The sequence below is a fragment of the Aquabacter albus genome, assembly GCF_040049275.1.
Taxonomy (GTDB): Bacteria; Pseudomonadota; Alphaproteobacteria; order Rhizobiales; family Xanthobacteraceae; genus Aquabacter.
The window spans coordinates 192,914-216,010 of sequence record NZ_JBDZDT010000008.1 but is presented as its reverse complement, the minus strand read 5'-3'; the positions used below and the strand labels follow the sequence as shown (position 1 = coordinate 216,010).

22 protein-coding genes are annotated in these 23,097 nt (G+C 67.4%); 17 read left to right on the top strand and 5 right to left on the bottom strand.

The genetic code is table 11. The features are described 5' to 3' along the window. Positions 1-40: 40 nt before the first annotated feature. From ABLE91_RS21215 to ABLE91_RS21165, 11 genes are all read left to right on the top strand, one after another. A complete protein-coding gene (locus tag ABLE91_RS21215) occupies positions 41-1,321 on the top strand; it encodes an amidase family protein (protein ID WP_348934062.1) in 1,281 nt (426 codons plus the stop codon). Next, on the top strand, positions 1,318-2,511 hold the full coding sequence (locus tag ABLE91_RS21210) for a CaiB/BaiF CoA transferase family protein (RefSeq protein ID WP_348934060.1): 1,194 nt from the start codon (positions 1,318-1,320) through the stop codon (positions 2,509-2,511). The genes ABLE91_RS21215 and ABLE91_RS21210 overlap by 4 nt, the downstream gene beginning before the upstream one ends. Beyond that, positions 2,508-3,287 carry an enoyl-CoA hydratase gene (locus tag ABLE91_RS21205; RefSeq protein ID WP_348934058.1) on the top strand — a complete coding sequence of 260 codons (780 nt, stop codon included), beginning with the start codon at positions 2,508-2,510 and terminating at the stop codon, positions 3,285-3,287. Before ABLE91_RS21210 ends, ABLE91_RS21205 begins: the two co-directional genes overlap by 4 nt. Before the next feature lie 69 nt (positions 3,288-3,356). Next, a complete protein-coding gene (locus ABLE91_RS21200; RefSeq protein WP_348934056.1) occupies positions 3,357-4,328 on the top strand; it encodes an ABC transporter substrate-binding protein in 972 nt (323 codons plus the stop codon). Positions 4,329-4,386: 58 nt separating this feature from the next. Continuing rightward, complete coding sequence (locus ABLE91_RS21195) at positions 4,387-5,250, top strand: ABC transporter permease (RefSeq protein WP_348934054.1); 864 nt, start codon at positions 4,387-4,389, stop codon at positions 5,248-5,250. A gap of 8 nt (positions 5,251-5,258) precedes the next feature. Continuing rightward, complete coding sequence (locus ABLE91_RS21190) at positions 5,259-6,014, top strand: ABC transporter ATP-binding protein (RefSeq protein ID WP_348934052.1); 756 nt, start codon at positions 5,259-5,261, stop codon at positions 6,012-6,014. Between the two features lie 20 nt (positions 6,015-6,034). Beyond that, positions 6,035-6,916: a polysaccharide deacetylase family protein gene (locus ABLE91_RS21185; protein ID WP_348934050.1), complete on the top strand. Its 882-nt coding sequence runs from the start codon at positions 6,035-6,037 to the stop codon at positions 6,914-6,916. Between the two features lie 3 nt (positions 6,917-6,919). After that, a complete protein-coding gene (locus tag ABLE91_RS21180; protein WP_348934048.1) occupies positions 6,920-7,663 on the top strand; it encodes a short-chain dehydrogenase/reductase in 744 nt (247 codons plus the stop codon). Between the two features lie 117 nt (positions 7,664-7,780). Then, positions 7,781-8,944 (top strand): acyl-CoA dehydrogenase family protein, encoded by a 1,164-nt coding sequence (locus ABLE91_RS21175; RefSeq protein ID WP_348934046.1) that lies wholly within the window; start codon positions 7,781-7,783, stop codon positions 8,942-8,944. 8 nt (positions 8,945-8,952) lie between these two features. Continuing rightward, positions 8,953-9,801, top strand: a complete 849-nt coding sequence (locus tag ABLE91_RS21170) for an HTD2 family dehydratase (protein ID WP_348934044.1) — start codon at positions 8,953-8,955, stop codon at positions 9,799-9,801. Beyond that, positions 9,798-10,619 carry an HpcH/HpaI aldolase/citrate lyase family protein gene (locus tag ABLE91_RS21165; protein ID WP_348934042.1) on the top strand — a complete coding sequence of 274 codons (822 nt, stop codon included), beginning with the start codon at positions 9,798-9,800 and terminating at the stop codon, positions 10,617-10,619. Before ABLE91_RS21170 ends, ABLE91_RS21165 begins: the two co-directional genes overlap by 4 nt. A gap of 25 nt (positions 10,620-10,644) precedes the next feature. Here the strand turns inward: ABLE91_RS21165 and ABLE91_RS21160 are convergent, their stop codons facing one another. Both ABLE91_RS21160 and ABLE91_RS21155 read right to left on the bottom strand, forming a co-directional pair. Beyond that, complete coding sequence (locus ABLE91_RS21160) at positions 10,645-11,034, bottom strand: RidA family protein (RefSeq protein ID WP_348934040.1); 390 nt, start codon at positions 11,032-11,034, stop codon at positions 10,645-10,647. 102 nt (positions 11,035-11,136) lie between these two features. After that, the gene (locus ABLE91_RS21155) at positions 11,137-11,826 is read right to left on the bottom strand and encodes a GntR family transcriptional regulator (RefSeq protein WP_348934356.1); all 690 of its coding nucleotides are present in this window, start codon (positions 11,824-11,826) and stop codon (positions 11,137-11,139) included. Between the two features lie 157 nt (positions 11,827-11,983). Between ABLE91_RS21155 and ABLE91_RS21150 the strand changes: the two genes are divergently transcribed. From ABLE91_RS21150 to ABLE91_RS21125, 6 genes are all read left to right on the top strand, one after another. Further along, positions 11,984-12,961: a tripartite tricarboxylate transporter substrate binding protein gene (locus ABLE91_RS21150; protein WP_348934038.1), complete on the top strand. Its 978-nt coding sequence runs from the start codon at positions 11,984-11,986 to the stop codon at positions 12,959-12,961. Positions 12,962-13,026: 65 nt separating this feature from the next. Further along, the gene (locus ABLE91_RS21145; protein WP_348934036.1) at positions 13,027-14,169 is read left to right on the top strand and encodes a mandelate racemase/muconate lactonizing enzyme family protein; all 1,143 of its coding nucleotides are present in this window, start codon (positions 13,027-13,029) and stop codon (positions 14,167-14,169) included. Position 14,170: 1 nt separating this feature from the next. Further along, on the top strand, positions 14,171-15,073 hold the full coding sequence (locus tag ABLE91_RS21140) for a fumarylacetoacetate hydrolase family protein (protein WP_348934034.1): 903 nt from the start codon (positions 14,171-14,173) through the stop codon (positions 15,071-15,073). Next, positions 15,063-16,028: a hydroxyacid dehydrogenase gene (locus tag ABLE91_RS21135; RefSeq protein WP_348934032.1), complete on the top strand. Its 966-nt coding sequence runs from the start codon at positions 15,063-15,065 to the stop codon at positions 16,026-16,028. The genes ABLE91_RS21140 and ABLE91_RS21135 overlap by 11 nt, the downstream gene beginning before the upstream one ends. 7 nt (positions 16,029-16,035) lie before the next feature. Next, positions 16,036-17,175 carry a mandelate racemase/muconate lactonizing enzyme family protein gene (locus tag ABLE91_RS21130; protein ID WP_348934030.1) on the top strand — a complete coding sequence of 380 codons (1,140 nt, stop codon included), beginning with the start codon at positions 16,036-16,038 and terminating at the stop codon, positions 17,173-17,175. A gap of 81 nt (positions 17,176-17,256) precedes the next feature. Then, positions 17,257-17,508 carry a BrnA antitoxin family protein gene (locus ABLE91_RS21125; RefSeq protein WP_348934029.1) on the top strand — a complete coding sequence of 84 codons (252 nt, stop codon included), beginning with the start codon at positions 17,257-17,259 and terminating at the stop codon, positions 17,506-17,508. 29 nt (positions 17,509-17,537) lie between these two features. On the opposite strand, the gene ABLE91_RS21120 is transcribed toward ABLE91_RS21125, so the two are convergent. The 3 genes from ABLE91_RS21120 to ABLE91_RS21110 all read right to left on the bottom strand — a co-directional run bounded on the left by ABLE91_RS21120 (position 17,538) and on the right by ABLE91_RS21110 (position 23,095). After that, positions 17,538-18,272 (bottom strand): DUF2161 domain-containing phosphodiesterase, encoded by a 735-nt coding sequence (locus ABLE91_RS21120; protein WP_348934355.1) that lies wholly within the window; start codon positions 18,270-18,272, stop codon positions 17,538-17,540. Between the two features lie 203 nt (positions 18,273-18,475). After that, on the bottom strand, positions 18,476-19,960 hold the full coding sequence (locus ABLE91_RS21115; RefSeq protein WP_348934028.1) for a S10 family peptidase: 1,485 nt from the start codon (positions 19,958-19,960) through the stop codon (positions 18,476-18,478). 207 nt (positions 19,961-20,167) lie between these two features. Beyond that, the gene (locus ABLE91_RS21110; protein WP_348934027.1) at positions 20,168-23,095 is read right to left on the bottom strand and encodes an autotransporter domain-containing protein; all 2,928 of its coding nucleotides are present in this window, start codon (positions 23,093-23,095) and stop codon (positions 20,168-20,170) included. Between the last annotated feature and the right edge of the window lie 2 nt (positions 23,096-23,097).

The window sequence follows — 23,097 nt, the reverse complement described above, 5'->3', positions numbered from 1 at the left end:
AACTTTCCGCCTCTAAACTCTTTCTGATCGAGAAAGGGGCATGAGCGTTTTGGAGGCATATCTCACATCGGCGCCTGTCGGCGACGGCCTCCGCGATCCCGTGGCGGAGGCCCGGGAGCGATGCCTCGGTGCGGCAGCTCTCAATGCCTTCGTGGACTTTCCGCTTCCGGCCCCCGGTGGCCGCTTCGCTTATGCGGTGAAGGACATGGTGGATCTGGCCGGCCGGAGCCCGGGGCTCGGACTCGACGCTCCGCCCATGCCCCCGCCTGCCGCCACTGCCCCCCTGATCGAGAGAATGGAAGCGGCTGGCGGGCGCCTCGTGGCCATTACGCAGATGTCGCCGCTCGCCTTCGACCCCTCCGGCGCCAATGGCTGGCGGGGGCGGCCTATCAATCCATGGAATCCCGAACGCATCTGCGGCGGTTCCTCTTCCGGATCGGCGGTCGCGGTGGCGGCGGGTGCCGTCCCGTTGGCGCTCGGTTCGGACACTGCCGGGTCCCTGCGCATTCCCGCCCAATGCTGCGGCGTCTCCTCCTGGAAGGCGAGCGCGGGCTTGATCCCCATGGATGGGACCTTCGCCCTCGTTCCCACTCTCGACACGCTGGGCTTTCTTGGCAGCGACGCCGAATGGCTGGACCGCGCCGCCGCCGTGTTCGCTCCGGAGGCGCTGCCGCATGGCACGCGCATTGGTGTCGCGCGGGATCTTCTGGCGGACTGCGATCCGGACATCGCCGCGACGTTCGAAGAGGCGCTCGCGGCCATCGCCCGCCTCGACCTGCACCTTTCGGACATGGCCCTCGCGCCTCTCATGCGCGCGACGGACGAGGCGGTGCTCGGCCTGCTGCTGGGAGAGAGCGCGCGCAGCCTCTCCGCCATCCCCGCCGCGGAAAAGGATCCGGTCTTCGCCGTGCGCCTCGCCAAGGGCCGCGCAATGTCCCCGGAGAGTCTCGCTGTGCTCCGCGGCGGGCTCGATGCGGCGTGGTCCACCGCTGCCACCATGTTCCGTGCGCACGACGCGCTGCTGCTTCCGGTGATGCCCTGCGTGACACCCACCGTCTCCGCCTGCGATCCACAGGCGCCGGGCTTTTCGGGGCGCACGCTTTACCGGCTGTCCGCCTTCACCCGCCTCGCCAACGGGCTGGGGCTGCCGGTGGTCGTGCTGCCCATCGGCCACGACACCAACGGCATGCCCATCGGCGCGCAGCTCATGGGTGCACCCGGCAGTGACCGGGCGCTGATCGCGCTGGCGCGGCACATCCAGTCGCACATCGGCTGGCATCGCGCGCGCCCCGTTTCGAGCTTCAAGGAGAGTATCGCGTGAGCCTTCCCGCCCCGACCCCGGCGCTCGCCAATCTGCGCATCCTCGATCTGACACGGGTGCGCGCGGGTCCGACCTGCTGCCGCATCTTCGCGGATTTCGGCGCCGACGTGATCAAGGTGGAGGCGCCGGATGGCGTCGATCCCAACGAGACCATGTCGGGCGCCCGCGACGGCTATGACATGCTGAACCTCCACCGCAACAAGAGGTCGCTGACCCTCAACCTGAAGCGCAAGGAAGGCCTGGAGATCTTCCTGAAGCTGGTGGAGACCGCGGACGTGGTGGTCGAGAATTACCGGCCCGACGTGAAGACCCGCCTCGGGATCGATTATGCGTCCCTCAAGCGCCGCAACCCGCGCATCATCCTCGCCTCCATCTCCGGCTTCGGGCAGGACGGGCCCTATGCCACCCGCGCCGGCTTCGACCAGATCGCGCAGGGCATGGGGGGCCTCATGTGGGTGACCGGCCTGCCGGGGCAGGGGCCGGTCCGGGCCGGCGTCGCGGTCGCGGATTCCACCGCCGGGCTTTATGCGGCCACGGGCATCCTGGTGGCGCTCAGGGAACGGGATGTCTCAGGCGAAGGCCAGTGGGTGCAGACCTCGCTGCTCCAGGCCCAGATCGCCTTGTGCGACTTCCAGGCCGCCCGCTATCTCATCACCGGGGAGGTTCCGCCCCAGGCGGGCAACGACCATCCCTATTCCACCCCCATGGGCGTGATGGAGACGGCGGACGGCTTCATCAATCTCGGCGTGGGTGGCGATGGCCAGTGGCGCAATCTGTGCGAAGCGATCCAGCGCACGGACCTTGCCGACCACCCGGGCTATGCGACCCAGGAGCAGCGCTTCGCCCATCGCGAGGCGGTGCGCGCTTTGCTCGACCCGGTCTTTGCCTCCGACACCTCCGCCTCCTGGCTGGAGCGGCTGGAAGCGGTGGGTGTGCCCGCCGGCCCGATCTATCGCATGGACGAGGTGTTCGCAGACCCTCAGGTGGAGCACCTGAAGGTCGCGCAGAGCGTGCCCCATCCACGCCTCGGCGACGTGCGCCTCGTGGGCCAGCCCATCGGCCTCTCACGCACGCCCGCCGAGGTGAAGACGCCGCTGGCGGACAAGGGCGCTGATTGCGACGACCTCCTCGTGGAGATCGGGCTCGGCAGCGGCGAGATCGCGGCCCTGCGAGCGGGAGGGGTGATATGAGCATCGTCTATTCGACCGAGGGGGCCCTCGCCCGCATCACGCTGGCCCAGCCGGCGAAAATGAACGCCATGACGTTCGAAATGTGGTCGGCTCTGCCCGGTTGCGTGGCACAGGCGGAGGCGGATCCGACCGTGCGCGCCATCGTACTGGAGGGCGCGGGCGACAAGGCATTCTGCGCCGGCGCCGACATCTCCCAGTTCGGCGAGCGCCGCACGGGCGCCGAGGCGGTGGCTGCCTATGACGAAGCGGTGGCGCAGGGCGTCGCCGCGCTCATCGGGGCAGCAAAACCCACTGTCGCGGTGATCCGCGGCATCTGCTTCGGCGGCGGCTTCGGCCTCGCACTCGCCTGCGACATCCGCCTCGCACGGGGCGATGCGCGGTTCCGTGTGCCTGCCGCGCGGCTCGGTCTCGGCTATGGCTTCGATGGCGTCTCACTGATCGCCCGCAAGCTCGGGCCGGATGCCGCGGCCGACATCCTGTTCTCCGCCCGCATCCTTGATGCCGCCGAGGCGGAGCGCCTCGGCGTGGTGGCGAAGGCCTGGAGCAGCGAAACATTCGAGGCCGAATGCAGCGCCTATCTCGGCGCGCTCGCCATCAATGCCCCGCTCACCCTGATGGCTGCCAAGCGCGCCCTCATCGAACTCGCCAGGCCCGAGGGCGAGCGGAACACGGCAGCGGTCGCCGACCTCGTCGCCCGCTGCTTCGCCAGCGCCGATTACAAAGAAGGCCAGACGGCCTTCAAAGAAAAGAGGCCGCCAAACTTCACCGGCACCTGACCCCTTCACTCCCGAGTGTTTCGTAACTGCGCGTTTAATCCACAATAAAGACCAGAGGACTTGAAGAACATGCAGCGTCGCACCCTCCTTGCCGGCCTGTCCGGTCTCCTCATCGCCAGCCTTGCGCCCGCGGCGGCTTTCGCCCAAGGCGCGCCTGTTACCCTGACGGTGGGCTATCCGAAGGTGGCCCACCTTGCGCCCATGATCCTGATCTCCGACAAGCTGAAGGCCCAGGGCGTGGACCTGAAGCTGGTGGAGTTCGCCCGCTATGCTGACGCCCGCACGGCGCTCCAGGCGGGCTCGCTCGATATCGCCGCCGTCGGCCCGGCCGATCTTCCCATCACCCTCGCGAACGGCGCCACAAGCCTCGTCGGCATCATGGGTGTGGGCTCCTCGCCGAAATACGTGATCGGCGGCAAGAACGTGAAGCTCGAGAGCTGGGACGACATCAAGGGCAAGAAGATCGCCATCGCGCCGGGCTCGGCGGTGTGGTTCCAGTTCGCCGCGACCCTTATCGAGAAGGGCATTCCCTACAACTCCTTCCAGGCCATCAACATCCAGGGCGGCGGCGCCAATTTCGACGCCGCGCTGGAGAAGGGCGAGGTGGACGCCATCGTCACCTGGGAGCCGTTCGAATCCGTCCCCGTCATGAAGGGCTACGGCACCTTCGCCAAGAACCTCGACTACAGCGCCTCCAAGGCGGTGGGCGCCGAGCTCGGCATGCTGGCGGCGAACAAGGAGAAGATCGCCGGCAAGGATGCCGCCGTGCAGGCCTTCGTCACCGCTTATGTGCAAGAGATGAAGGCGCTGGAGGCTTCACCGGCCGCGTTCGGCACCGCCATCGAGAAGCTCACCGGCCTCGATGCCGACATTTCCCGCCGCATCGCCGACATCATCAAGCTCGGCCCGGTGGTCACGCCCGACCAGTTGAAGCGGCAGGCGAAGGCTTTTGCCGATCTCGGCGTGATCACCAAGGATGTGTCCGGGCAGATCGACGGCTCCTGGAACAGCACCTATCTCGACAAGGCGCTGAAGAACTGACCGCGCGGCGCCGGAGCGATCCGGCGCCGGCCCATTCCATCCGCGGGGAGCCGCCTTCATGTCCACCATCACCACGGAACGGCGTTCGAAGCCGCGCCGCGTGGCCGGCGGCCTCGCCGTGCCTCGCGTCGGCGCGACGCTGCTCGCGCTCATCCTTCCTGTCGTGCTCGTTGTCTCCTGGCAGATGAGCGGCACTAACGGCTCCGTCTTCGGCGGCGCCCTGCCCACGCCGGACCGGGTCTGGGAGGCGTGGCTGAAATGGGCGTTCGGCGCCTCCTCCACCATGGGCCTCAACCCCTATTCCGGGACCTGGGCCGAGAGCGTCGTCTTCTCCACCATCCGCGTGGCGAAGGGCTTTGCCATCGCCATCCTCATCGGCGTGCCGCTCGGCATCTGCATCGGATGGTCGAAGCTGGTGTCCATGGTGATCGATCCCACCATCCAGTGGCTGCGCCCGGTGCCCATCACCGCCTGGCTGCCCATCTCCATCGCCGTGTTCGGCATCTCCGATTTCGGCTCGGTGTTCCTCATCACCATCGGCGCCTTCTATCCCATCGTGATCAACACCACGCACGGCACGCGGGACGTGGAGAAGAACTGGATCCGCGCGGCGCTGATGATGGGCTCCTCGCCCTTCACCGTGCTGCGCCGGGTGGTCCTGCCCGCGGCTCTGCCCTCCATCTTCACGGGCCTGCGCATCGGCCTCGGCATCGCCTGGACGGCGGTGATCGTGTCCGAGATGGTCGCGGTGAAGTCCGGCCTCGGCTACGTGCTGTGGGACGCCTATTATGTCGGCCGTATGGACATCGTGATCGCCGACATGGTCACCATCGGCCTGCTTGGCTACCTGTCCGACTGGCTCATCGTGCGCGTGGATCACTTCGTGCTCCGCTGGCGCCGCCTGCAATCCTACAACGCGTGAGGCGCACCATGGGCACCGTTTCCATAACCGGGGTTTCCAAGGTGTTCGGCGGCACGCAGGAAGTGCGGGCGCTGGACCAGGTGGATGTCAGCCTCGCCGAGGGCGAGTTCATGGCCCTGCTCGGCCCTTCCGGCTGCGGCAAGTCTACCCTTCTCAACATCCTCGCCGGCTTCGAGGCCCAGAGCGAGGGCTCCATCAGCTTCGACGGCCGGCCGGTGCGCCGCCCCGGCCCCGATCGCGGCGTGGTGTTCCAGGAGGCCGCGCTCCTGCCCTGGCTGAACGTCTGGCAGAACGTGATCTTCGGGCCGCAGGTGCAGGGCGTCCCGCGCGCCGAATACGAGCCCCGCGCCAAGGAGATCCTGAGGCTCGTGGGCCTCGAGGGCTTCCTCGAGGCGCTCCCCGTCCAGCTCTCCGGCGGCATGCGCCAGAGGGTGGGCATTGCCCGCGCCCTGGTGATGCAGCCGAAGGCGCTGCTGATGGACGAGCCGTTCGGCGCCCTCGACGCACAGACCCGCCTCTCCATGCAGCAATTGCTGCTGGACGTGTGGCAGCGCTTCAAGACCACCGTCCTGTTCGTCACCCACGACATCGACGAGGCGATCCTGCTGGCGGACCGGGTGTGCATCATGGCCGCCCGGCCGGGCCGCATCATCCGCGAAATCTCCATCACCCTGCCGCGTCCGCGCTCCGTGAACGACCTGCTGAAGAGCGAGTTCCTGGGCTTCAAGGCCGAGATCATGGCGCAGATGCGCGGCGTGCACTGACGAAACAAGAAAGACCCAACATGGCCAATCCGCGCATCCCGTATGTCTTCTCCACCTCGCGCCCGCCGCTGCCGCCCATGGAGGGCAAGAGCATCCTCGTCCACCTCGTGGTCAATGTGGAGCACTGGCAGTTCGACCGGCCCATGCCGCGCAGCATCATCACCCCGCCCCACGGCCAGGGCACGGTGCCGGATGTGCCGAACTTCTCCTGGGCGGACTACGGCATGCGCGCCGGCATGCCGCGCATCATCGACCTGTTCAACAGCCGTGGCCTGCCGGCCTCCACCAGCTTCAATGCCGGCGTGATCGACGCCTATCCGGAAGCCGCCGAGGCCATGCTGAAGGCGGGCTGGGAATTCATCGGCCACGGCCTGCATCAGAAGGCCATTCAGAATACGGATGGCGATGCGGAAGCGGAGATGATCGCCGCCGCCCTGGAGAAGATCGCCGGCTTCACTGGCACGCGCCCCCGTGGCTGGCTGGGACCGGGCCTCAGGGAGAGCGAGCGCACGCCGGACCTCCTGAAGCAGAACGGCGTCGACTATGTCTGCGACTGGGTGGTGGACGACGTGCCGTCCTGGATGACCACCACGCATGGCCCGCTGGTGGCCATGCCCTATAATCTCGACGTCAACGATTCCATCATCTACGCCATCGAGCGCCATGCCACGGGGGAGATGCTGAAGCGCGTCGCGCACACGCTGGCCCTGTTCGAGGAGGAGAGCATCAGGGCGCCGCGTGTGTTCGCCATCGGCCTGCACCCGCATCTCATCGGCGTGCCCCATCGTTTCCACGAGCTGGTCCAGATGATCGATATGCTCCAGGCCAGCGACCGCGTCCTCTTCACCACCGGCAGCGCCATGTGTGACTGGTTCGCCGCCGCCAGCCCCGCGAAAGTCTGAGCCATGGATCTGAAGCTGAACGGACAACGCGTCCTCATCACGGGCGGCTCGAAGGGCATCGGCGCGGCCTGCGCCCAAGCCTTTCTCGAAGAGGGCTGCGGCGTGCTGCTGGCCGCGCGCGACGGCGATACCCTCGCCAGGACGGCGGACGGGCTGCGCGCCCTCGGGCCGGTGGAGACCTGGAGCGGGGATCTGTCGAAGAGCTCCGAGCGGGACCGGCTGGTCGCCGAGGCCGGCCGCGTGGACATCCTCGTCAACAATGCCGGCGCCATCCCCGGCGGCGGGCTGCTGGACCTCACCATGGAGCGCTGGGAGCAGGCCTGGGCGCTCAAGGTGATGGGCTATATCCACCTGACCCAGCTCTATCTCGGCGCCATGAAGGCGCGGGGCGGCGGCACCATCGTCAACATTATCGGCCTCGCCGGGCGCCATCCCCGCTACAATTATGTCTGCGGCGCCACCGGCAATGCGGCGCTGATCGCATTCACTGAAGCGGTGGGCGGCAAGGCGCCGGACTTCGGCGTCCGCGTCTTCGGCATCAACCCCTCGGGCACGCGCACTGACCGCATCGTGACGCTGGCGGCGCAGAGCGGGCAGAGTGTGGAGGAACTGTCCGCCACCGCGCCCTTCGGCCGCTTCGCCGAGCCCGAGGAGATCGCCCGCACCACCGCCTTCCTCGCTTCCCCCGCCTGCGGCTATGTGAGCGGCACAGTGCTGGACGTGGACGGCGGCAGCGGCCATCGGTAACGGCACGCCCGCCTGCACGGGCGCGCCCGTTCGACCTGAATGAAGTGCTGCCGGAATCAGAAGGCACCGCTCCCGCGCGCGCCTGAAAAAGACAGTTACGCCGAGGATCCAAGGGACATGCAGACGGTGGGAAGCGACCAGTTTCAGGATATCCGGGACGCGATCCGCGCGCTGTGCGCGGACTTTCCGGCCGAGTATCACCGCAAGGTGGATGAGGCGCGCGGCTATCCCGAGGCGTTCGTGGATGCCCTGACCAAAGCGGGCTGGATGGCGGCGCTGATTCCCGAAGAATACGGCGGCTCAGGCCTCGGCCTCACCGAGGCGTCCGTCATCATGGAGGAGATCAACCGGGCGGGTGGGAATTCCGGCGCCTGCCACGGCCAGATGTACAATATGAACACCCTCGTCCGGCATGGTTCGGAGGCGCAGCGCCAGCGCTATCTGCCGAAGATCGCCTCGGGCGAACTGCGCCTTCAGTCCATGGGCGTGACCGAGCCCACGACTGGCACCGACACCACCAAGATCAAGACCACTGCGGTGAAGACGGGTGACCGCTACGTCATCAATGGCCAGAAGGTGTGGATCTCGCGCGTCCAGCACTCCGACCTGATGATCCTCCTGGCCCGCACCACGCCCGTGGACGAGGTGAAGAAGAAGTCCGAGGGGCTGTCCATCTTCATCGTCGATATCAAGGACGCCATGACCAGGGGGATGGCGGTGCGCCCCATCCTCAACATGGTGAACCACGAGACCAACGAACTGTTCTTCGACAATCTGGAGATTCCCGCCGAGAACCTCATCGGCGAGGAGGGGCAGGGCTTCAAATATATTCTCACCGGGCTCAATGCCGAGCGCACGCTCATCGCCGCCGAATGCATCGGCGATGGCTATTGGTTCATCGACAAGGTGTCGGCCTACACCAAGGAGCGCATCGTCTTCGGCCGCCCCATCGGCCAGAACCAGGGGGTCCAGTTTCCCATTGCCGAGGCGTTCATCGAAGTGGAGGCGGCCAACCTCATGCGCTTCGAGGCGTGCCGGCTCTATGATGCGCACCAGCCCTGCGGCGCCCAGGCCAACATGGCGAAGTATCTTGCCGCCAAGGCGTCCTGGGAGGCGGCGAACGCCTGCATCCAGTTCCATGGCGGCTTCGGCTTCGCCTGCGAATATGATGTGGAGCGTAAGTTCCGCGAGACCCGGCTCTATCAGGTGGCGCCCATCTCCACCAACCTCATCCTGAGCTATGTGGCCGAGCACATTCTCGGCCTGCCGCGCTCTTTCTGAAGGCGAACATGACCAGCCCCACCGCGCTCGACATCGACCATCTGCGCTCCTGGATCGGCCGCGAGGAGGCGGCGTCCGAGAGCGTGAGCCCCGAACTCGTCCGCAAATTCCGGGCGATGTTCGACGAGGAGCCGGGCGACCCGCAGCCCGGCGACCTCGCCCCCACGCTCCTGCACTGGTGCCTCGCCCAGCCCGTGGCCCAGACGAAGGCGTTGGGGCCGGACGGGCACCCCGCGCGCGGCGGCTTCCTGCCCCCCGTCCCCTTGCCCCGCCGCATGTGGGCGGCGGGAAGCTTCGTGTTCCATGATGCGCTGAAGGTCGGTGATGCCGTGCGCCGCCTGTCGCGCATCGACAATGTGGAGGTGAAGACGGGCCGCACTGGCACCTTGTGCTTCGTCACCGTCATGCACGAGGTCACCGCCGGGGACCGGGCCATCCTCACCGAGCGGCAGGACATCGTCTATCGCGACCTCGACAGCGGCGTGCAGAAGGCGGCCCCGCCGCCGGCGCCGGAAGGGCACCACCGGCGCGCCGTGGACCCGTCCCCGCCGCTTCTGTTCCGCTATTCGGCGCTGACCTTCAACGGCCACCGCATCCATTACGACCATCCCTATGTGACGCAGGTGGAAGGCTATCCGGGCCTCGTTGTCCATGGCCCCATGCAGGCCACGCTCATGCTGCGCTATGCGGCGGAGCTGAAGGGCGCGGCACCCGCCCGCTTCTCCTTCCGCGGCCTCTCCCCGCTCTTCGACAATGAGATGTTCCACGTGCATGCGGAGCCGGAAGGCGCGGGGATCAAGCTCTGGACGGCGCGCGCGGGCGGCCCCGTCGCCATGACGGCGGAGGCAGCGTGGTGACGGCCGGGAGCCTCGATTTCATCGTTCCTCTCTTCGTCCCGGCGCACCGGCCGGAGCGTTTCGGGAAGGCGGCCGCCGCTGAACCGGATGCTGTCATCCTCGATTTGGAGGATGCCGTCCCGCTGGACGCAAAGGCGCAGGCCCGCGATGCCCTGCGCACGGATTTCACATCCCTCCCGATCCTGGTGCGGATCAATGCCGCCGGCACGCCTTGGCACGCCGATGACCTCGCCGTGGTCGCGCGCCTGAGGCCCGCCGCAGTGCTCCTGCCGAAGGCGGAGCGACCTGAAACCCTCGCTGCCGTCGCTACCCATCTGGGGCTGGATGTTACGATCCTTGCCCTCGTGGAAACGGCTCTGGGGCTGGCGCATGCGCGGGCGCTCGCGGCGCACCCCGCGGTCTGCCGCCTCGCCTTCGGCTCGGTGGATTTCTGCGCCGATCTCGGCTGCGCCCATGTGCGGGAGGCGCTGCTCAGCGCCCGCTCGGAACTGGTGCTTGCGTCGCGCCTCGCGGGGCTGCCAGCGCCGCTCGATGGCGTGACGACGCGCATCGATGCTCCCGACGAGGCGGAGGACGATGCGCGCTACGCCGCCGCCCTGGGCTTCGGCGGGAAACTCGCCATCCATCCGCGCCAGATCGCTCCCATCCACGCGGGCTTCCGTCCCAGCCCAGAGGACATCCGTTGGGCCGAGCGGGTGATCGCCAGCGGGGACGGCGCCGCCGCCGTCGATGGCGCCATGGTGGACGAGCCGGTGCGCGTCCGCGCCCGCTCCATCCTCGCCCGCGCCAGACGGGGCTCGGCGCCGCCTGACGCATGAGCGTCGCGCGCCGGGCTTTCGTCTCTTAAATCTTCGCCGCCACCGTCTCCATTTCAACCAGCCATTCGGGAAGTGCGAGGCGCGAGACGACGACCCAGGTCGAGGCTGGTATATGTCCCGGCTTCAAGTATTTCTGGCGATGAACACCCAGAAACTTGCGTCCTTCCGGATCGGTCGAATAGACATTGAGGCGGACGATGTCCTCCGGACCCATGCCCGCGTCGGCCAGGATTGCCAGCGTATTCTGCCAGATCTGGTCGTGCTGCGCTTCGAAGCCTTCCGCCAGCGTGCCGTCCGGGCGCACGCCGACCTGGCCCGCAATATAAAGCCAACGGGCATTGGGCGGCACTTCCACGCTGTGGCTGTACATCGCCGCAGGCGGCGCAATCGTGGCGGGGTTGCTGGTTTTCAGCACGATGTTTCCTCCTTCACCTTCTTTGGAAGGCGAAGCTTAACCGGAATTGCCACCGGTTTTCCATGTGCCGTGGTCAGGCCTTCGGACGCGCGGCCGGACCGCTCAGGACATGCGGCGGATGCGGCCTGAGGCGTCGGCGAGGCTCAGGAGGTAGCGTCCGGCTTCCTCGATATCGGCCATGATCTCCGCTTCCGCCATGGCCCCATCCCCCTGGCGGATGGCCTTGAGGACGGCGGCGTGGTGGTCCGTGCCTTTCAGGGAGACCACATATTCCGGCACCACGAAGGACAGGACCGGGCCGCAGCGCAGCCACAGATTCTCGATCATCTCCAGCAGCACCGGAATGCCGGCGAGGGCATAGACGCCGAAATGGAAGCGCCGGTGCACGTCGAGATAGGTGTCGAGCTGCCGGCTGGCGATCATCTTGCGCATCAAAGCGAGCAGGCCGTCGAGCTCCTCCAGCGCCGCGCCATTGGCCTTGAGCGCGGCCTCCCGCGCCGCGCGGCCTTCCAGCTCGCAGCGCACCATCATCAGGTCCTGCAGCATGTTTGCGCGCACATCAGGCACGATGGCGGAATTGCGCGGCCCCTGGTCCAGCACCCCCTGGGCGACGAGGCGGCTCACCGCATCGCGCACCGGCGTGATGGAGATGCCGAACGTGTCCGCCAGATGCCGCAGGACGAGGGCGCTTCCCGGCTCGAAGCGGCCCGCAAGGAGGGCTTCGCGCAACTGGGTATGGGCGCGATCCCATAAGGGCTCACGCTCGATCCTTGAGAAACTCCGGTCGACCACGCTCACATCCGGCTCCGCACAATTTCCTATGGGTGCCTGGATTGGAAGGCATTGACAAGCATGGCGCATGTTGTTTGTTATAACAAATAACAAACTAGGGAGAAGCATCATGGGGAGGATGTCCGACGGGCGCGCCGAGTGTGCGTCCGGAAAGGCCGTGCGCAACACATCTTCGCGCGCCTGGATCAAGGCGGCGCTTGGGGCGATGGCGCTGCTGGTGGCGCTGCCGGCGGCGGCCGAAGACAAGTTTCCTTCTCGCGAAGTGCGGCTGGTCGTGCCGTGGAATGCGGGCGGCTCCAACGACATCGCCGCGCGCGTCCTGGCGCCGATCCTCGCCGAGAACGGCATCCGGATCATCGTCGATAACGTCCCCGGCGGCACTGGCACCATCGGCATGAGCCGGGTCGCGAACGCGCCGCCCGATGGCTACATGCTGGGGATGGGCACGTCCTCCACCCTCTCGATGATCGCCCAGAAGAAGACGCTGCTGCGCAACGACCAGTTCGCGTCCATCGCCCGCATCTCCACCGACCCGCTGATGCTCCTGGTCGCCAGCGAAGGGCCGAAGGACGTTGTCGCATTCATCGAAGAGATGAAGAAGAAGCCGGGCAAGGTCACCATCGGCACGCCGGGCTCCTATAATCTCAACCACATCTTCGCGAGCATGACCGCCCGCGCCGCCGGCGTGGACTATGTGAACGTGCCCTATCCCGGCGGCGCCAAGGTGATCACCGACCTCGCCGGCGGCCAGATCGACGCCGCGGTGCTGAAGCCTTCGGAGAGCATCGGCCAGATCAAGGCCGGACAGGTGCGCCCCATCGCCGTTTTCGGCAATGAGCGGCTCTCCGTCTTCCCCGACGTGCCGACCATGAAGGAAAAGGGCTACGACGTGTTCCCCTACGGCCCCGTGGTGCAGATGGCCTACATCGTCGCCCCGGCCAAGGTGCCGCCGGACGTGCGCGCCAAGCTGATCAGCGCCTTCGAAAAATCGATCCAGGATCCGCGCTTCAAGGCGTTCGCCGTCGAGAACGGGGTGGTCGTGGACAATCTCACGGGCGACGCCCTCGATAAGGAAGTCGAGGCCGTGCAGACCTCGCTGAATGCCGTCGCCACCCAGGTCTTCAAGGCCGAGTGAGCGTCCCCGGCCGGGCGCGCCGCGCCCGGTCCCTCCCTTTCCATGTCCAATAGCGAGAGTGCGTCGTGAGCCTCATCAAGAGCGTCAAGGCCCATGTGATGTCGTCCCCGGTGGAGAAGCCTTTCACCTCGTCCAGGGGCTGGCTCTACAAGACCCGCAGCACCTGCCTCGTGGAGATCGAGACCGCCGACGGCATCGTCGGGTGGGGCGAATGCTACGGCCCCTCGGCGGTGGCGAAGGCGTTCATCGACACCCAGTTCGGCCCGCGTATCACCGGCCGCGACCCGTTCGACGTGGAGGTCATCTGGGAAGATCTCTACAACCGCATCAAGGATTACGGGAACAAGGGCATGTCCATCGCCGCCATCAGCGGCATCGACATCGCGCTCTGGGACATCATCGGCAAGAGCGTCGGCAAGCCGGTGCACAAGCTGATCGGCGGCGCCTTCCGCACCGAAGTGGATTGCTACGCCACCGGCCTCTATTTCACGGATTTCGACCGGCTCGTGGAAGAAGCGGTGGAGGAAGCCGAGGGCTATGTGGCCGAGGGCTTCAAGGCCATCAAGATGAAGATCGGCCTCGGCAACATCAACCGCGACTTCGAGCGCGTGAAGGCGGTGCGCGACGCCGTCGGCCCGAACATCCGCCTCATGGTGGACGCCAACCACGCCTTCTCCGTGCCCGTCGCCATCCGCCTCGGCCGCAAGCTAGAGGAACTGGACATCGAGTGGTTCGAGGAGCCCATCTCCCCGGAAGACATTGACGGCTATGTGGAAGTGGCCCGCGCCCTCGACATGGCGGTGGCCGGCGGCGAGAACGAGTTCACCCGCTGGGGCTTCCGCGACGCCATCGTGCGCAAGGCCATGGACATCGTGCAGCCGGACGTCTGCGCGGCCGGCGGACTCACTGAGTGCAAGAAGATCGCCACGCTCGCCTCCGCCCATGGCGTCGAGTGCGTGCCCCATGCCTGGGGCTCGGCGGTGGGCATCGCCGCCACCCTTCACTTCCTGGGCGCGCTCGCCGATCAGCCGCCCAGCCTCTTCCCCTATGAGCCGCTGCTGGAATTTGAGCAGTGCGAGAACCCGTTCCGCGATCACCTCGCCAAGGAGCCCATCGTGCAGGAGCGCGGCCGGGTGAAGATCCCCACCGGCCCGGGCCTCGGCATCGAGATCGACCGCACCGTCATCGACCGCTACCGGGTGGGCTGACATGCGCTTCGTCACCTTCCGCCACGAGGGCGTCGCGCGCGCCGGTGTCCTCCAGGGCGATGGCTCCAGCGCAGCGGACATCCTGTGCGATCTCGCCCATCCTTCCATGGCCGGCGCGCTCGGCGGCGTGGCTCCCACTGTGGCGGGGTTGATCGCCGCCGGCCTGCCGGACAGGGCCGCCGCCATCGCCGCCCATGGGCTGCGGGACGAGGCGGCGCTGTGGCTCTCCGACGTGGAGCTGCTCGCCCCTTTCATCCCGCCGCGCATCTACGCCCTAGCGTTCAATTACAAGGATGCCCTGGCGGAACGCGGCATGACGGCGCCCGAGGCGCCGGTGCTGTTCATGAAGCAGCCGTCCAGCGTGGTGGGGCAGGGCGCCCCGATCCTCCTGCCGCCGGACATCGGCGGATGCACCTATGAGGTGGAGATCGCCGCAGTGATCGGCCGCCGTGCGGAGCGGGTCTCCCGCGAGGACGCGCTGTCATACGTCGCCGCCTACACCATCTTCAACGACATCAGCGCCAGCGAGATGATCAAGCGGGACGGCGGGTTCGTTCGGGGGAAGAACCTGCCCACTTTCGGCCCGCTTGGTCCCTTCCTCGCGACGGCGGACGAGGTCGGCAACCCGCACGGTCTGGCCCTGACCCTTGCGGTGGATGGCGTTGTCCTCCAGGACGGCGTCTCCTCGAACCTCGTGTTCGACGTGGCCGACCTCGTCTCCTATCTCTCCCACCGCGAGGCGCTGGAGCCCGGCGATGTCATCGCCACCGGCACGCCGGCCGGCGTCGCCGGCATGCGCACGCCGCCGGCCTGGCTGAAGCCGGGCACGGTGGTGCGCGCCTCGGTCCAGGGGCTCGGCGCCCTCGTCAATCCCATCGAGGAAGGCGCCCACCATGGCCCCTGAGCCCATCGTCTACGCCACCAATGCGCTCCACCCCGACGGCACCGCGCTCCTGGCGCCCCATGCCCGCATCGTGGTGGGCGCGGACACGTCCGACGAGACGCTCCGCCGCCACACGCGGGAGGCCGACGCGGTGATCGTGCGGGCGAAGCTGCCCGACGATGTCTTTGCCGGCGCGACCCGCCTCAAGGGCGTGGTGCGCCATGGCGTGGGGCTGGACTTCATCCCCGTCGCGGCGGCGACCGCCCTCGGCATCCCGGTGGCGAACCTGCCGGGCAGCAACACCCAGGCGGTGGCGGAGTATGTGTTTTCCGCTCTCTTCCATCTGCGCCGGCCGCTCGGCCGCATGGATGCACGCCTGCGTGCCGGGGGATGGAACAAGGCCCGCGGCCTTGCCGACACCACCAGCGAGCTGGGAGGCACCACCCTTGGCATCATCGGCCTCGGATCCATCGGCAAGCGCATCGCCACCATCGCCCAAGGCGGCTTCGGCATGCGGGTGCTCGGCGCGTCGCGCTCCGGTGCGGCGGTCGAGGGCGTCGAAGGGGTGTCGCTCGAAAGGCTGTTCGCCGAGAGCGACGCCGTAGTCGTCGCCTGCCCGCTGACGGCGCAGACCAAGGGGCTGGTGAGTGCGGACCTCCTCGCCCGCATGAAGCCGCACGCGGTCCTCGTGAACCCGGCCCGCGGCCCCATCGTGGACACGGCGGCGTTGCTCGTGGCGCTGCGCGAGCACCGCATCGCCGGCGCCGCGACCGATGTCTACGACGTGCATCCGGTCGACGGCGACGATCCCCTGTTCGGGCTCGACACGCTGCTGATGACCCCGCATGTCGCGGGCATCACCTCCACCTCCATGCGCGCCATGAGCATCGGCGCGGCCGAGGAGGTACTGCGCATGCTGCGGGGCGAGGCGCCGAAAAACCTCGTCAATCCCGACTACCGCAAACCCGCCGCCTGAGGTCCCCATGCGCATCTCCGCCATTCGCGCCGTCCCCGTCTCCTTCCGCGTGCCGGAGGGCAAGAACGTCACACTGGGTATCGGCCGCGCCGTGAAGCGCGATGCGGTCCTGGTGCGGGTCGAGACCGATGAGGGCGTCGTCGGATGGGGCGAGGCCCATCACGGCCGCTGCCCCGGCGCCATCGCGAAGCTCATCGACACCACCCTCTCCGAGCTGGTGATCGGCATGGATGCGCTGGACGTGGTGGGCGTGTGGCAGAAGGTCTACCGCATGCAGCTCGCCAGCCACGGCATGGGCGCGGCGGCCGCCATGGCCCTGAGCGGGCTCGACATCGCGCTGTGGGACATTCGCGGCAAGGCCTTCAATGCGCCGATCCATCGCCTGCTCGGCGGCGCGCCGAAGAAGATCAAGGCCTATGCGGGCGGCATTTCGCTGGGCTGGCAGGACCCCGCTTTGCTTGCAGACGAGGCGCAGTCCTATGTGGCCCAGGGCTACAAGGCGCTGAAGCTGCGCGTGGGCGACACCCCCCGCCGCGACATCGCCCGCGTTCAGGCGGTGCGCGAAGCGGTGAGCGATGAGATCGATATCCTGGTGGACGGCAATACCGGCTGCTCGCTGGACGATGTGCGCCGGGTGATGCCTGCTTATGAGGAGGCGGGCGTCGGCTGGTTCGAGGAGCCCTTCCCGCCCCACGACTACCGCGCCTACATGGATGCCTCGCGGCTCGGCACCACGCCGCTGGCGGCGGGGGAGAACCACTTCACCCGCTTCGAGTTCACCCGTCTCCTGGAGGACGGCGCGGTCTCGTTCGCGCAGCCGGACCTATCCAAGGCGGGCGGCATCACCGAATGCCACCGCATCGCGACGCTGGCCTCCGCCTGGAAGGTGTCGGTGAACCCCCACACCTCCGCCACTGGCATCAACATGGTGGCGACGCTGCATCTGCTCTGTGCGGTGGACAATCCCGGCTATTTCGAGGGGGACGTCGCCCACCACAACCCCTTCCGGGACGAGGTCTGCGGCCTGCCCTATAAGCTGGATGCGGACGGGACGGTGACCACCCGGGAGGGGCCCGGCCTCGGCATCGAGGTGGACGAGGCCTTCATCGCCGCCCATCCCCTGATCGATGGCCCCTGTTACGTGTGAGTGCGCCTTTCACCTAGCCAGCGGCTTCCGGTGCGCTAAAGTCTCGCCAGACCCATACGTGGTCTGGCGAAGGAGAAGGCGATGTCTCAGCCACCAACGCGGCGTTCCGGTGGCACCGCGCGCGACATGGCGGAAGCGGCCTTCCGATCGGCCACCACAAAGCCCGTTGAGGCGGCGCCAAAAGCGCCCAGGTCACCAGCCATTCCCAATGCCAAGGAAACCGTATCGATCCGGATAGATCGCGACGTTCTTGAGCACTTCCAGGAAGAGGGCCCCGGTTGGCAGGACCGGATCAATCAAGTGCTGCGCAAAGCCATGGTGGACAAGACTTAACCGAGGGGAGGGGAGCCGGCGCAGCGCGTTCAGCTCTCCACGGGCTGGTTGAGATCGGAACCCCGCTGGCTCTCGTCGTTCACCTCCAGGGCGCGGGAGGCTCCTTCAGCACCAGGAAGCACCTGCCAACGGACCAGCGCCTCGCGCCCCGCCTGCGTGAGGCCGTAGATGCCGCGATCCGCACGGGCGAACCAGCCATAGACGTTGTCCAGAAGGATTTTTCCGGCGTTCGGGGCGAACGCGCGAAGATCGCGCGGGCGTTTGGGCGCCTCCGCCATGGCACGGGCGCAGGCGAGCGCCTGCTGCCGGTATGCGGTCATGATGGGCGCGCGGGACCCGCCTCCCACGGCCGGATCGCCCTGCCTGCGCTGGTGCTCCTCCACGAGCCGCGACCTACGGCGCGGGTCCTTGCGCGGCATGGGAGATGTGGGGCTTACGATGATTGTAACCTCGCCCGCGGGCGAGACGGCGAGCATCCCGAAACCAAGGCGCCGACACAGGTTGCGAAAACGCGAGTCGCTTTCCCGCCCGTTCCCGCGCACGGACGTGCGTGCTGCGAGCCAGACCTCGTCGCAGGCGCTGGCACGGTCGACGGCCTGGAGGACGAGCTCCAGATTGAAGCTGAGCTTCAACTCCCCGATGACTACGACCGGAGTTCCATCTCCCGCAAGCGCGACCAGATCGCAGCCGCCGATCTCGCCTTTGACGGCAAAGCCGAGGCCTTCCAGAAACCCTTTCACGGGCAGGTAAAGGGACGTCTCCAGGATACGCTCTCCGTGGTCAGGCCGGCTGTATCAGGCAGAGCTGGCCGCTGCCATCGGGCACTCTCGCGGCGTCGGGCTGTGGCCAGGGAAGCACGGGTCATTCTTCGGTGGGGATAGTGATTTGCGAGCATAGGCCAAAGCGCCGCCCCCTCGCCATCGGCTGGTCTCCTTCATCCCGAGCGATGGTTTTCCTCCGCCAGCCTTCACTGGGCCTCGATCATGCTGCGGGCCGCATCGTGGAGATCGCGCCGCGACCCATCGCGCCAATAGAACATATGGCCACCCGGAAAGACCTCGAGCCTGACCCGGGACGGATCGCCGAGCGCGGGCAGCTGATCGAGCAGGAGCTTCGATTCAAAATAGGGTGTGACCAGATCGGTGAACCCGTGGGCCACCATGGCCCGCAGGCGCGGATCGAGCGCCAGAACCTTGCGCACCTCACTCATGGACTCGCGGTCGCCGCGGCCTTCGCCGTAATTCCACCGCCGGTTGGTCTCGTCGTTGAGCAGGAAATAGCGTCCTTCGGGTCGCCACTTCAGCTCATTGGCATAGGTATCGAGCATGGCGCTGGTCAATGGCGCGGTGAGCGCCTCCAGCACGGCATCCGGCGCGCCGCTTCGGGCCGCGTCCGGATCGGGATCGAGGCCGGCGACATTGCTGTCATAGGGGCTTCCGGCCACGCCCTTGTCGCGGTCGAGCTCGCGCAGGAACGTGCCGGTATCGACCTTGCCTCCACGGCGCTCGACGATATCGCGATCGAGCCCGGTCAGCGCGGCCACCCGGCCGGTCATGCGGTTCACCGCCTCCCGGTCGCGAGGCCCCTTGAGGAGGTCGGAGAGATACGCGCCGGTAGCGTAGGCCTCTGCCTCGGCAAGCGCCGGACGCGAGAGCTTGCCCTCGCGTTCGAGCCGCGTGGCCGCCATGCTCGGCAGCGAGACCACCCACTTCAACGGCGATGTGCGGGCGTCACGCTGATAAGTGAAGTCGAGGACAGGCGAGATCATGACGATGCCGGAGACGCCGACGCCATCGCCCGTCTGCAGCTCGCTGGCGATCTTCGGCGCGCGGAAGCCGCCATAGCTCTCGCCGACGAGGAATTTCGGCGAGGTCAGCCGGTCGTTCAGCCGCAGCCAGTTGGCCACGAAACGCGAGAGCGACTTGTAGTCGCCTTCGACGGACCAGAGCAGATTGCGCGTCTCATCCCCGCCCGAGGTGAAGCGGCTGTAACCTGTCCCGACGGGATCGATGAAGACGAGGTCGGTAAAATCGAGCCAGGTCTCGGCATTGTCCACGAGGACAGGCGGACTTGAAGGGGTGTCGCCCTGCCTGCCGACGGGAAGCCGTTTTGGCCCCATCACGCCGAGATTGAGATAGGCCGAAGCCGCGCCCGGCCCGCCGTTGAAGGCGAAGGTGACGGGCCTCGATGTGGCGCTGGTGCCCGGCTCGCGTTCCAGCACGTAGGCGACATAGGCGATTTCCGCCAGCGGGCGCCCCTCCCGGTCACGCACCGGCAGCGCGCCGGCCGTTGCCGTATAGCGCAGCGTGCGGCCGGCAAGCACGAGTTCATGCCGGGTGACGGAATCCGGCGGCAAGCTGACACCCTGGGGCGCGGTGCGCGCCTCGTCCCCGCCACGTGGGCCCGCCGCGCGCGGTGCGGGCGCGGCATCCTGCGACCAAGCCCGGGTCACATAGGCTGACGGAGGCGCCACGAGAAGCGCAGCGAATATGAAAACCGGGAGCGCATGAAATCGCATGGGAGCCTCGATGCCGAACAGGCTTCGAGGCATAGCCGGTCATCAAGGCGGAAATTGATGGTGGTGAGGGCGCGGCTGAGAACCTGCCCCAAAGCTCCCGTTCCGACGAAAAGAAGCCCCATCAGAATCCGGGATCAAACGCTAGAAGGCATAGCGCAGCTTGGCGGAGATGCTGTTGTCCAGAATGCCGGAGCCGTCCATGTCCGCCTGGTAGGACACGAGGCCCGACCAGGCCGCTCCCTGGAGGGCAAGGGCGGCGCCCAGCGAGCCGTAGGTTTGGGATGTGGCGGGACCCGAGATCTGGAAGGGCAGATCGGGCGCGGCGACAAAGAAGGCCTCCGCCTCGTCGGTGAGGTCGCCGAAGCGCTGGGTAATGCTGGCCTTCAGCCGCGGCGTGAAGACCGCCTGCGCGAGCGGCACGTTCCAGGAGAGGTCGAAGCCGGCGGTGGCGCGTGTCTCGTTCAGATCGCGGGAGTTGAGCGCGATGGCGAGGGCGCCCGTGCCGGTCTCCGAATAGCCGTCCACATGGATCTGCGTGAAGTCGAGGCCGACGAAGGGTGTCACCGTCATGGAAGGGACGAAGCTGCCCGCATCGAGCCGCATCCCCGCCAGGGCGCCGGCCAGGAACTGGTTGGAACTGGGGCTTGCGGTGGCGTTCAGGACCTCATCACCGAGGATCACGGTGCGGCTCGTGTCGGTCTGGTTGAAGGCATAGCCGAGATAGCCGTCGAGGAAGAAGCGGCCGCTCGACCAGCGCCCGTAGAGCGTTGGGGCATAGCCCTGACTGTCCAGCGACATGTTGTCGGCCGAGCGCTGGTCGCTGAGATAGGTGAGGGCGACGCCGATGGTGAAATTGGGCGTCGCGCGATAGTCGATGCCCGCGGTGACGCCCGATGTGGTGAAGGCGGTGTCGCTGGCACCGCCCGAGGTCATCAGGCTGCCGGCCACGAACACGCCATAGGCGCTCGCCGGCGTCGGCGGTACCGCGGGCACGGCCTTGACGGCGGCAAGCGCGGACGGCTGCCGGCTGCCTTGCGCCTTCGCCGGGGCGGCGTAAGCGAGCGCGGACGCCGTCTCGGCGTCGGTCGCGCCGCGGGTCGCCACATTGAAGGTGCTGCCCGGCAGCGGTGCGCTGTCGAGTTCGTTCAGCCGGTCGGTGAGCACCCGGGAGATGAGCCGCGAGGACTGAAGGGCGAAGGCGGTCTCGCCATAAAAGCCCATGGGCGGCAAGGTGGCGAGCGCCAGCGCGAGCTGGCCGGCATTCAGCGTATTGAGGTCCGCCACTGCGAGCGCGGGGGTGGAAGGGAAGACCGCATTGCCGATGGTGACGGTCTCGGCCGCCTGTTCGAGAGCGGCGGTCGGCAGGCGGTCCGCCAATGCGTTGAGAGCCTGCGCGGCGCCGGTCGCCGCCTGTGTCGTTTCTGGCGCGATCTGCGGCGAGACCGGAACGTCGTCCGCATAATTGACGTCGGCGGTCAGCACGATGGCGTTGCCCACCGTCTGCGTCGACCATTGGAAGGCCGGAAGGGTGGAGGAGATCTGCGAGAAGCCGCCATTGATGCTCTCGGCGGCAACCACGGAGAAGGTCTGGCCTGCCGCGGGGGCGTTCTTGAAGAGGGACAGCGCGAGCGTGCCGGCGAGGTTCGCCTGTCCGTTCACCAGGAGGCGGTCGGAGCCCGTCTCGTCCACGCGCACCGCCAGGGTGCCGCCGGCGGTCTGGGTGAAGGCGCCGTTGACGGTGAGGGTTCCCAGCGCATTGGCGGTGCCGGGGGCCACCACGCCGCCCGTCTGGGCGAAGCCGTAGGGCGCATTGATGGTGCCGCCGCCAGTGATGAGGCCGCCGGAAAGCAGCAGCGTGCCCGTATCGAGGATGCCCCCAACGGTCATCTGGCCGGCGGAGACCTCGGTGCCCAGCACCACGGTGAGGGTCGAGCCGGGCAGGATATTCAGGGACGCGGCGGAATTGCTGACGCTCAGCGTGTCGATGGTGGGCGAGATGTCCACCGTGATCTGCGAGGCATTGGAGAGGCTGACGTCGAAATATTTGCCGAGCGTGCCATAGCCGGTGAAATTTCCATCGGCATTGTTCGGCACTTCGCTGCGTCCCAGCGTATCAAGCCAGGCGGCGGAATCGCTCCAGTTGAAGCTGCCGGCCACGGCTGTGGTGGAACGGAGCGGGTTGCTGGCCTGGATCCAGCCATATTGCTCCTGGATCACGGTGTAGCTGTCGGTCGCGCCATAGCCGTTGTCGCCAGCGACCACCGTCCCGATCTGAAGCAGCGAGCCGTCAGGCATCACCAGGAAGAGCGGACCGCCGCTGTCGCCCGGCCCCGGCTGGGCCTGCCATTGCGGTACCGGACCGGTCTGGTTGAAGACGTTGTAGCGATCAGGGTCCGTCGGATCGCGGAACTGAATCTGGAGACCGCCGAACTCGCCGGCGGTGCCGTATTGCGGCCCCATCATCCAGTAGCCGCCGATGGTCGATTCCGCCGCCCGGCGCCGGCTGTCGACTACGGTGTCGGGCTGCGTCCCGGTCCCCGCAGAGCCAAAACCGACGATGCGCACGAGCGAGCCTGCCGGCGGCACGGGCTGGCCGGGTTGGATCAGGGTGACAGGGGTCACGCCCGTCACGGGCCGCGCCAGCGAGACCAGCGCGATATCGTTGGCGGCGCTGCCGTCATCGTTCTCCGGATTATAGGCCGGGTTCGCCATCGCGCCGCTCATGGCGCGGTCGTTCTGCGATGGGATGTTTGCGTCGGGATTGAACCGGATGATCTGCGTGGAAAAAGCAGGCCCGATACCTGTTGTTCCGCTGATCATGCAGTGGGATGCGGTCAGGATCGTACGGCTGTTGATGAGCGTGCCCGTGCAGTTCGATCCCCCCTCAGGGGCGGTGGGCACCGCACCGGGAGGAACATAGAACGACACCACGTTGGGATAGGCATTCGCCTGGTCATACCAGCCCGGGATGCCCCCCACCGCCGCCGCCTGGGGATCGTTGAGGTTGACGGCGAAGGCCGGGGTGATCAGCGCTGCCAATGCAGCCGGGACGGCAATGACCTTACGCATGA